Origin of the sequence: Brachyspira sp. (genome assembly GCF_029258575.1) — a bacterium.
In the GTDB taxonomy this organism is placed as follows: Bacteria; Spirochaetota; Brachyspiria; order Brachyspirales; family Brachyspiraceae; genus Brachyspira.
On the sequence record NZ_JARHYI010000070.1, the window covers coordinates 24,530 to 34,993 of the forward strand.

The 10,464-nt window shown below is 28.0% G+C and carries 9 protein-coding genes and 1 pseudogene; 5 read left to right on the plus strand and 5 right to left on the minus strand.

Annotation, left to right across the window (positions count from 1 at the left end; genetic code table 11):
* Positions 1 to 36: 36 nt before the first annotated feature.
* Both Q1J76_RS05775 and Q1J76_RS05780 read right to left on the minus strand, forming a co-directional pair.
* Positions 37 to 813 (minus strand): enoyl-CoA hydratase-related protein, encoded by a 777-nt coding sequence (locus tag Q1J76_RS05775; RefSeq protein WP_300368133.1) that lies wholly within the window; start codon positions 811 to 813, stop codon positions 37 to 39.
* Between the two features lie 231 nt (positions 814 to 1,044).
* Positions 1,045 to 2,232 carry a thiolase family protein gene (locus Q1J76_RS05780; protein WP_300368136.1) on the minus strand — a complete coding sequence of 396 codons (1,188 nt, stop codon included), beginning with the start codon at positions 2,230 to 2,232 and terminating at the stop codon, positions 1,045 to 1,047.
* A 248-nt stretch (positions 2,233 to 2,480) separates the two neighbouring features.
* On the opposite strand from Q1J76_RS05780, the gene Q1J76_RS05785 reads away from it, so the two are divergent.
* The 5 genes from Q1J76_RS05785 (at position 2,481) to Q1J76_RS05805 (ending at position 7,539) form a co-directional block, all read left to right on the plus strand.
* On the plus strand, positions 2,481 to 2,624 hold the full coding sequence (locus Q1J76_RS05785) for a hypothetical protein (RefSeq protein WP_300368139.1): 144 nt from the start codon (positions 2,481 to 2,483) through the stop codon (positions 2,622 to 2,624).
* Positions 2,625 to 2,630: 6 nt separating this feature from the next.
* On the plus strand, positions 2,631 to 2,762 hold the full coding sequence (locus tag Q1J76_RS05790) for a TIGR00366 family protein (RefSeq protein WP_300368142.1): 132 nt from the start codon (positions 2,631 to 2,633) through the stop codon (positions 2,760 to 2,762).
* An 83-nt stretch (positions 2,763 to 2,845) separates the two neighbouring features.
* Positions 2,846 to 4,732 (plus strand): DNA mismatch repair endonuclease MutL, encoded by a 1,887-nt coding sequence (mutL, locus tag Q1J76_RS05795; protein WP_300368145.1) that lies wholly within the window; start codon positions 2,846 to 2,848, stop codon positions 4,730 to 4,732.
* Between the two features lie 479 nt (positions 4,733 to 5,211).
* Positions 5,212 to 5,361: an ankyrin repeat domain-containing protein gene (locus Q1J76_RS05800; RefSeq protein WP_300368148.1), complete on the plus strand. Its 150-nt coding sequence runs from the start codon at positions 5,212 to 5,214 to the stop codon at positions 5,359 to 5,361.
* Positions 5,362 to 5,553: 192 nt separating this feature from the next.
* Positions 5,554 to 7,539 carry a ribonuclease R family protein gene (locus Q1J76_RS05805; RefSeq protein ID WP_300368151.1) on the plus strand — a complete coding sequence of 662 codons (1,986 nt, stop codon included), beginning with the start codon at positions 5,554 to 5,556 and terminating at the stop codon, positions 7,537 to 7,539.
* Between the two features lie 50 nt (positions 7,540 to 7,589).
* Here Q1J76_RS05805 and Q1J76_RS05810 read toward each other — a convergent pair whose 3' ends face one another.
* The 3 genes and pseudogenes from Q1J76_RS05810 to hsdR all read right to left on the minus strand — a co-directional run.
* A complete protein-coding gene (locus Q1J76_RS05810) occupies positions 7,590 to 8,387 on the minus strand; it encodes a restriction endonuclease subunit S (protein ID WP_300368154.1) in 798 nt (265 codons plus the stop codon).
* Between the two features lie 194 nt (positions 8,388 to 8,581).
* Entirely contained in the window at positions 8,582 to 9,262 is a 681-nt protein-coding gene (locus Q1J76_RS05815) for an N-6 DNA methylase (RefSeq protein ID WP_300368161.1), read from the minus strand.
* Positions 9,262 to 10,302: pseudogene (hsdR, locus tag Q1J76_RS05820) on the minus strand (EcoAI/FtnUII family type I restriction enzme subunit R); the annotation flags it as partial. The gene Q1J76_RS05815 and the pseudogene hsdR, both read right to left, overlap by 1 nt.
* Positions 10,303 to 10,464: the final 162 nt, after the last annotated feature.

Consider the following 10,464-nt stretch of genomic DNA (forward strand, 5'->3'; position numbering starts at 1 on the left):
AAATATTAGAAAATTTATATAAAAAATCTCATATTATTATTTATTAATAAATTTTTCTACTTTTCTCTTTTCTAAGAAAGCCTTCATACCTTCTTTTTGATCTTCTGTTTCAAAACAATCGCCAAATAATTTTTCTTCTATAACGATAGCTTTGTCCATATCAACCTGTAAACCTTCATTAATAGCTTTTTTACTATTTCTTACAGCTATAGGAGCAGCAGCAGCTATAGAATTTGCCAATTTTTCAGCAGCACCCATAAGTTCAGCTTGAGGATAAACAGCATTAACAAGTCCTATTCTAAAAGCCTCATCAGCTTTAATATTTTTACCAGCATAGATCATCTGTTTAGCCATGCCCATACCAACTATTCTAGGAAGTCTTTGAGTACCTCCAAAACCAGGAGTAATACCAAGACCTACTTCAGGTTGACCAAATATAGCATTATCTGAACATATACGAATATCACAACTCATAGCTATTTCACATCCGCCACCTAAAGCAAAACCATTAATAGCAGCTATTACTGGAATAGGGAAAACTTCTATTTTTCTAAATACATCATTACCTTTCTTACCGAAAGCCTCTCCTTCTGATTTACTTGCAGTACTCATCTGAGATATATCAGCTCCAGCAACAAAAGATTTATCTCCTTCACCTGTTAAAATTAAACATCTTATTTTATTAATATCTACAGAATCAAAAGTTTTTTCAATTTCATCTAAAACTTGAGAATTAAGGGCATTAAGAGCTTTTTCTCTGCTGATGGTAATAATACCAATCATGCCTTTTTCTTCATATTTAACAAATTCCATCCGTATCTCCTTTAAACTATAAAAAAGTTATTATCGCTTGTATAAAATATTATTTACTATATTTAATAGTAAATGTTATTAATTATATTGCAGATTCAATATAATTTTTAATATTAGCCTTTGCATTAAATTAATAACACAAAGGCTATATTATTAATAACCTTATTAATAAATTATCTCATTATCTTAATCATACTCAAAACACTATTTTATAAAAAATAATTAATTATACTATTCTCTTTCTACTATAGTAGCACAGCCCATACCACCACCTATACAAAGAGTAGCAAGACCTCTTTTAGCATTTTTAGCTTCCATTTCATGAAGTAAAGTAACAAAAATTCTGCAGCCTGAAGCACCTACTGGGTGACCTAAAGCAATAGCTCCGCCATTAGGATTAAGCTGTTTTTCAACATCAATACCCAATTCTTTACCAACAGCAACTGATTGAGCTGCAAAAGCTTCATTAGATTCAATAATATCAAAATCTTTAATAGTTAATCCTGTTCTAGCTAATAATTTTTTAGTAGCAGCAACTGGTCCAATACCCATAATTCTAGGTTCAACACCACCTAAACCGCCTGTAATCCAAGTAGCCATAGGTTTAATTCCTAATTCTTTGGCTTTTTCTTCACTCATAACAACAACAGCAGCAGCTCCATCATTTATGCTTGAGGAATTACCTGCTGTTACTCTTCCACCATCTGGTTTAAAAGCAGGTTTTAATTTGGATAAAGTTTCTACTGTAGTTCCAGCTCTTGGACCTTCATCTTTGTCTACAACTACATCGCCTTTTTTAGTCTTAATAGTAACAGGAACTATTTCTTTTTTGAAAGCACCAGCTTCCTGAGCTTTTACGGCTTTCTGCTGAGAGTTAGCTGCAAATGAATCTAATTCTTCACGAGTAAGTTTCCAATCATCACAGATATTTTCTGCAGTTATACCCATATGGTAATTATTGAATGCATCCCAAAGAGCATCATTAACCATAGTATCTATTACTGTATCATTACCCATTCTGTAACCATAACGGGCTTTTTTAAGAGCATAAGGAGCCAATGACATATTTTCTGTACCGCCTGCAACAACTATATCAGCATTGCCTGCAGCTATCATATTAGCAGCCATATTTACAGCATCAAGTCCTGAACCGCAAACTACATTTATTGTCATAGCTGGTACTTCTACTGGAAGTCCTGCTTTTATAGAACATTGACGAGCCACATTCTGACCCTGTGAAGCCTGTATAACACAGCCCATATATACCATATCAACTTGATTAGGGGCTACTTTAGCTCTATTCAAAGCCTCTTTTATTACTATTGCACCCAATTCAGAAGCTGGAACTGTACTTAAAGCTCCTCCCATACTTCCTATTGCTGTACGGCATGCACTTGCTATTACTATTTTTTTAGACATATTTTTATCTCCAAAGAATTATTAATTTTAACCGCATTTTTATAATATCAATGCGTTGCTTTTAGTATAGTACATTTTTTTTACAATTTCAATTAAATATAATATTTTTTGTTATACCTATGTATTGTATACAATTTTATGAATACAAATTTAATTAATACTTCTTATTGACAAATGGATTATTATTCATATACTAAAAAACATGAAACTTATGCCAAAAATAGAATTTAATTTAAGCAGTTTTATTATTGACTAAGCAGTCATTTATTAGGGTTATTTCTCATTGTAAAATCGGAGTACAATGGGCTAGTCCTATTATGATACCTGCAGGGGCTTTAATAGTAGTAGATCCAGCAAAAACGGCTATGGCTATTGCATATGGTGATAGCTGAACTAATATGATACAACCTTTTTTAGCTTTACTAGCACTTGGTATAGCAAAACTTGGAGTAAGGGATATTATGGGATATACTCTTATTGTTTTAGTTGTAAGTGGTATTGTGATAGGATTAGGTATTACTATATTCTAATATTAGATAAATATTTGATAAAAAAGGTTGGATTAAATTTATCTAACCTTTTTTTATTTTAAAAAAAATATATAATAAGATGAATGAATAAAAATATAATGAAACTTCCGCAATCTGTAGCTAATCGTATAGCTGCTGGAGAGGTTATAGAAAGACCCGCATCTATGCTTAAAGAATTATTGGAAAATGCAATAGATTCTGGTGCTTCTGATATTGAAGTATTCGTAGAAGAAGCTGGTATTAGAACTATGATAGTAGAAGATAATGGAAACGGAATAAGATTCGATGAACTTCCTTTAGCTGTTACACATCATGCTACGAGTAAAATACATTCTATAGAAGATTTAGATTTTATATATACATTAGGATTTAGAGGAGAGGCTTTGGCTTCTATATCGGATGTTACAAATTTAGAAATAGTTTCAAAAAGTATAGAAGAGAAAAATGGAGGTAGAATAATAGTAGAAGGCGGTAAAATAATAGAACATAAACCAGCTGCTGCTTCTCAAGGAACGAAAATTATAGCTAAAAATTTATTCTTTAATATACCTGCTAGATACAAATTCCTGAAAAATGTTTCCAGAGAATTTTTCTTAGTAAAAGAAGTTTTTGATACAGAAGCTTTAGTACAGCATAATATTTCTATGAAACTTAAAAATAATAGTAAAGTTGTAAGTTCATATATTAAAGCTGATTCTATAAAAGATAGAATAGAAAATTACTTATCTGATAACAATGTATTTAGAAATTTAATAGAAATTGAAATAGAAAAAGATGGAACATTGATTTACGGCTTATTTTCAAATTCAAAAATAAGTCAGTCTATGAGAAAAAATAATTTCATATTTCTAAATAACAGACCAATAGAAAATAGAGTTCTTGCCTATGCTATAAAAAATGCATATTCAAATGCTATACCAAAAGAGAGATATCCTTTTTTCTTTTTATACATAAATATCGACAGCAGTAAAATAGATGTTAATGTTCACCCTAGTAAAAAAGAGGTAAGAATAAAAAATGAAAGAGAGATTTCTGGTATACTATACAACACTATATCAAAGAATATAAATTTAACAAATAATTTCGATTCTGTTAATATAGAGGTAGATATAGATAAAGATATTACACCTACTTTTCCAATACAGAATAATAATACAGAAAATTATCAAAATAATATAAATAATTCATCAGAATATCAAAACTTTCAGTATAGTAATTCATTGAATAATAATTTTGATTATAATGAAAATATTACAGAAAATAATAATATAGAAAGCGATTATAAAAACACTATAATAGAAGAAAATATTACTAATAAACAAATAAATTCAAATGAAAATAATTATAGCACATATAGTAGTATAAATAATATAAAAAATGATATAAAATTCGGTGAATATACAAGAGCAATAGGACAGGCATTTTCTTCCTATATAGTAGCTGAACGCGGTAATGAAATGTATATAATAGATCAGCATGCCGCTTATGAAAGACTTAATTATGAAAGAATATACAAAACTCTAATATCAAAAAAAATAGAATATGAAAGACTACTCATACCATGCGAAATTGAATACAGAGATTATGAAATAGATATTTTGAATGAAGTAAAAGAATCAATAGAAGCTATAGGTATAAAATTTGAGGCTAATTCTAAACATAGCATTATAATAGAAGATATACCAATATATATACCTAGAAATCAAAAAATTGAAAAAATAATAAAAGACATATTAGATATATACATCAATAAAGGGGATAATAATAATTTAGAAAAAGTAATAAAGTACACCTGTGCCACTATATCATGCAAATACTCTCCAAAGGCTGGAGATAAACTTTCAAATAGCGATATGCAGACATTACTTGATTTGCTTGAAAAAGAAAATATACTTACAAACTGTCCTCATGGAAGACCTTTTGTATTAAGGCTATCAAAAGAATATTTAGATAAAAAATTCTTTAGATAATACTATTTTTATTATTCTTAATTCTACTTCTATTAATAAAAATTATACAAAAATAAACCCATTTTAATTGACAAAGTATAATAATTACTATATAATCCAATTATATCCTATAAGCATATGGGGTATAAAAAAGTATTTATTACATTATTATTGTTTAATATTCTTTTGTATTCTAAAACTTTAGATGAATCGTTCTTTTCCGCTGTAAAAGATAATAATATAAAAAGTTAAATCATATTTAGAGTAAGGTGCAAACTATAATACACTAGATTCTTATGATAGAACAGCTTTAATAAATGCTTCTATATAGATATATGATGATATAGAACAAGTGGCTGATATAAATATTCAAGATAAAGTAAATGCTATAGCATTAATGTATACTGATAGAAATACAAATAGTGGAAAAAGGAGCAGATATTAAAACCCAAGATTACAATGGATACACTTCTTTAATTTCGGCATAGGCAACATCAGAAGTGAGATTTGCTGAAGCATTTGTTAAATTTATAGTAGAACAAGGAGTTGATGAAAATATTGAAAATAACTATGGAGATACTGCTTTAGATATAGCGAGGCTCTTAAACTTAAAAAATTACAGGTATTCTAAAAAAGCTCAAAAAATATAAACTAAATTTTGATGATTAAATTTGTAACTTTACATTTATAGTTAATTTAGTATAATAAAGTCATGAAAGATTTAGAAAAATTAAAGTAAATATTAAATGGATCAATTACAATAAATCATTTAAATAGAATTAATGATTATTTATGAAGTATATAAACAAAATCTAAGATAAATTATGGGTAACATTGTAAATATGAAAGTAATAAAATTATTGAAAAGAATTAACAAAGAAAAAGAATTGGATATATCTGATTATAAAAAAAAATATGTAGAAACGAAAAAAGACAAATTACGTTTTGAGAAAATGCTTCAAAAATCTGTTTCAATGGGGCTTGTCATGAAAAAATCAAGCAAATTGAAACTTACAAATGAAGGAATTAAATATTTAGAGAGAGAATTAAAACAATCAGCAGAAAAAGATAAATATGCATCTAATGATAGAAAAATAAGCAAAATTAAAAAAGATAATAAGTCAGATAAAAAAACAAGCATACCAAAACCTGAAATTAAAATAGATATTAATAATGCTAAAAAAGATGCTGAAATAATAGCAAAGGCATACAATGTACCTACAGAATTTCCAAAAAAATGTATAGAAGAAGCAAAACTACTTCCTGATAGCATGGAAAATGTGGAATTAGAATTTGACAGAATAGATTTAAGAAATATCAGAACAGTAACCATAGACGGATCCGATTCTAAAGATTTTGATGATGCTATAAGTATAGAAAAATTAGATGAAGGCTATAAATTGGGAATACATATTGCGGATGTAAGTCATTTTGTAGTTATTGGAAGTGCTTTAGATAGGGAAGCAAGGAAGAGGGGCAACAGCGTTTATTTAATAGATACAGTTTATCCTATGTTTCCGCATGAGCTTTCAAATGGAATATGTTCTTTAAATGAAGGCGTAAGCAGATTTACAATGACAGTATTCGTAACTATAGATAATAAAGGCAATATAAAAGAAAGTTCATTTCATAAAAGTGTTATAAAATCAAGCAGAAGATTAACTTATGATTATGCTCAGGATATATTAGATTCTATAGAGCAAGATGAAGATTGGCTTGTAGAATTATTAAAAAATGCTGATGATGTAAAAAAAATACTTCTTCAAAAGAGAATAGAAAATGGAAGTATAGAGTTTAATCTCAATGAAACTCAAATAATATTAGATAAAGGAGGAAATCCTAAAGACTTTTTTATTGGAGAGAGAAAAGAAACTCATAAAATAATAGAAGAATTAATGCTCATTGCAAACTGCGAAGTAGCTAAGAGATTAAAAAATATAAAAGGCTCCATATACAGAGTTCATGACAGTCCAGACCAAGAGAAACTTGATACATTCACAAGAATAGCATTCAATAGAGGATATAGAGTTACAAGAGATTCTGACGGCAATTTAGATTTTCATTCATTTATAGAATCTATAATGGGAAAGCCAGATGAAAAATTACTTCTTACCCTACTTTTACGCTCAATGAAGCAGGCTATATATGATGTTAATAACATAGGGCATTTCGGACTTTGTTTTGAATATTATACTCATTTTACATCACCTATAAGAAGATACACAGATTTACTCACTCATAGACTTTTAAAACAGTCATTAGAAGGAATAAATAATTTAAAACCTTCTATGCAGCAATTTTTCACAAACTCCGCTCAATGGTGTTCAAAGACTGAAAGGATAGCAGTTGAATGTGAAAGAAGTTTGGATAAAGTAAAAGCTGCTAGATTCATGAAAGATAAAATAGGAAATGAATATAATGGAATAGTAAGCGGAATCACAAATTTTGGAATATTCGTAGAAATAGAAGATAGAGGAATAGAAGGATTAATTAGATATGCTACTTTAAAATCGCATTATAAATATGATGAGCATGAACAGGCTGCATATAGCGAAGAAGATGAAAAATGGTATACATTGGGCGACAGAATGCGAATAGTAGTTTATAAAGTTGATGTAAAAGAATTATTCATTGACTTCTTACCAGCAAGTGAATTTGATAATAGTTTTGATGATAGAGATATAATAGACAGCAGAGATTTTTTAAAAAAGAAGAAAAAAAACAAAAAAGAAATATATTCAAAAAAATCTCAATCATCTAAAAGCAAAAATAAAAAAAGAAATACAAAATACCGAAAAGAAAAGAAAAAATCTAAAAAGAGAAGATAATTTTTATTTAAAAAAGGTTTTCTTCATTTAATATTTTAGGAAACCTTTTATCAGATATTAAATTTGATAGTATTAATAATATCATTCAGTTTATTAATTTTTTCAACAATTCTTTTTTGTTCTTCTATCGAAGGTAATGGAATATAGAGAGCATTTAAGCTATCAGTATTTAAAGTATTTCCCTTAATTGCTGTTTTAGTATCACCAGATTGAGAAATTAAAGGCATTATTAAAAATAGGTAATTTGTTATTATCTTATCACTATCAATAAATGGATGAATAGATATAATAGCTTCATTATGAAATGCATCTATTCCCAAAATTGATACTTTACCTACTGTAAGTTTAAAACTCATTAAAAGAGTTCCTGCAGTTGATATTCTATTTTTAAATATTTTTTCCATAGAATATTCATTTACTTTTTCTTTAGTTTCATATAGAATACCATCAGGTATAAGATCAGCTATAGAAACCCAAGGAAAAGTAGAATTATCCCAATATTCATTTTCTTTTCTAGGAGGTGTTTTACCCATTGAATATGATACAAGGTTATTAAATCTTACCCAAGTCCAACTATCAGGTATTTCAAAAGGAAGCTCTTCATCTATGCAAACATCTTTCAAAATATTTTTGCCGTCTGTAATTCTTTCATAATATGAACCGTCTTTCTTATATATCTCGCTTGTAGTTTTATCTTTTTTTATCTTGCCTTCTTTTATTAAACTTTCTTTTTCTTCCTTTATGCGTTTCAAAAGTTCTTCTACTGGCTCATCTCTTTTATTTTGCTCTGTGAGTTTGCCTTCAACTGCCATTTGAAGTATTGATTTTTTTAATTCTGATGCTGTCATGTTGCTTCCTATTATTGTTATGCTCGAAAAATCCTATAAACTCCTAGATAATAATTTAAATTTTAATATTGCAGGGCTTTGCCCCGCACCCCAGTTCTTTTATTGGTATAAAAGAACCAAAAAAACTGCATTTATATACAAACAATTAATATTATATTTTTTACTATAAACAAATATTCAAAACTATTTATATATTATTTCAATATATTCATTATGTTATCAAGCACTCTGTCTATATCCGCGTCCAAACTCTTCCTATGCTCCTGATACTGTTTTATAAGTTCGTCCGGTGGAAGTATTTCCTCCTCCTCATTAGGGTATCCGCATAAGTCTATATTATAATTCCTTTCTATTATCTCATCAATACTGTATTTTCTGGTCTTATCAAAACCGTCTGCACTAATCTCTTTTCTATTATTCCACCATTCAAATACTTCATTAAAATGTTCAAGTTTCATAGGTTTAGTTTTTGAGAAGTTTTTATATCCTTCGGGCATATCAAGTCTATACACCCAAGTTTCTTTTGTGGAATGCGTTTTATCAAAGAATAATATATTAGTTGTAATAGATGTATAAGGAGCAAAAACACTATGAGGCATACGCACTATAGTATGTAAGTTAAACTCTTTAAATAATTTTTTCTTTATAGACACTTTTATATTATCAGTACCGAATAAAAATCCGTCAGGAAGTATTACTGCACTTCTTCCATTGAGTTTAAGTCTATACATTATAAGAGTAACAAATAAATCTGCTGTTTCGCTGCTTCTTAAATCAGGCGGGAAATTCATTTTTATATTTTCTTTTTCATTTCCTCCATAAGGCGGATTCATTACTATAATATCAAATTTATCGCTTTCTTTAAAATCTCTTATATAACTTTAAATGGAGCAAGAAATCCGTCATCTATTCCCTGTTTTAAACTATAAGTATAAATAGGATCTCCAAAATAATTAATATTAGAAACATATTTAGTTTCTTTTGGAGTAGCTGTCATACCTATTTGAACGGCACTAGAAAAATATTCTAAAATCCTTCTCCACAATGAATCATCTTTAGCAGAACCTCTATGACACTCATCAACTATAATCAAATCAAAAAAATCTTTGCTGAACTCTCTAAAAATTTCTTTATCTTCATTTGTTATTAATTGCTGATAAAGTGATAAATAAACTTTATAAGCACTATTCATTTTTCTATGTTCTATTTTAATCATAAAGTCTTTAAATATTTTAAAATCTTTATCTTTAGTTTGATCAACTAATATATTTCTATCTGCTAAAAATAATATTTTCTTAGCTAGATTAGCTTCTATAAATCGGTATATAATTTGAGATGCAGTATAAGTTTTTCCTGTACCTGTTGCCATTACAAGAAGTATTCTTTTCTCTCCTTCAGACGCTGCTTTAACAGTTCTATTTATTGCAATTCTTTGATAATATCTAGGACTATTTGAACCCTGTCTGTAATAATAAGGCGATGTAATTATTTTTTCTTTTTCAGTATCTATATTAGAATCTTGTTTATATCTATTCCATAATTCTTCAGGACTAGGAAAATCATATAAAGAAATTTCTCTTTCCTCTCCTGTTATCATATTATGTTCTAAAAATCCAGAACCATTTGAGCTGTATACAAAAGGCAAATCGAGTATATCAGCATAATTAATACCCTGCTGAATTCCATCTCCCAAATTATGTTTATCATTTTTAGCTTCGATCACTGCTAAAGGTATATTTGATTTATAAGATAATAAATAATCTGCTCTTTTTGGTTTATCTCTTACAACATCTTTACCTTTCAATATAAAACGTCCATTAGTAAATGCATACTCATAACTTATTTGATTATCTTTCCAGCCTGATTTTTTAATTGCAGGAGTTATTATTTTCTGTTTTACATCTTCTTCTGTCATATTAAAAACTCCAAAACAAACATTATTTATATTATAAAGTAAAATATAATTTTTACCATATTTTTTACATTAATCATCTTTCACAAACATTATTGACAATATACAATTTTTTCTTACGGAATCTTTTATTTATATAAAAAATCTATGACAAATTAAATTTAT

Bases quoted from the DNA above. Each gene is read 5' to 3' on its own strand.
- Q1J76_RS05775 (WP_300368133.1), bottom strand. From the start codon at position 813: ATGGAATTTGTTAAATATGAAGAAAAAGGCATGATTGGTATTATTACC.
- Q1J76_RS05780 (WP_300368136.1), bottom strand. From the start codon at position 2,232: ATGTCTAAAAAAATAGTAATAGCAAGTGCATGCCGTACAGCAATAGGA.
- Q1J76_RS05790 (WP_300368142.1), top strand. From the start codon at position 2,631: ATGATACAACCTTTTTTAGCTTTACTAGCACTTGGTATAGCAAAACTT.
- mutL (WP_300368145.1), top strand. From the start codon at position 2,846: ATGAATAAAAATATAATGAAACTTCCGCAATCTGTAGCTAATCGTATA.
- Q1J76_RS05805 (WP_300368151.1), top strand. From the start codon at position 5,554: ATGAAAGTAATAAAATTATTGAAAAGAATTAACAAAGAAAAAGAATTG.
- Q1J76_RS05810 (WP_300368154.1), bottom strand. From the start codon at position 8,387: ATGACAGCATCAGAATTAAAAAAATCAATACTTCAAATGGCAGTTGAA.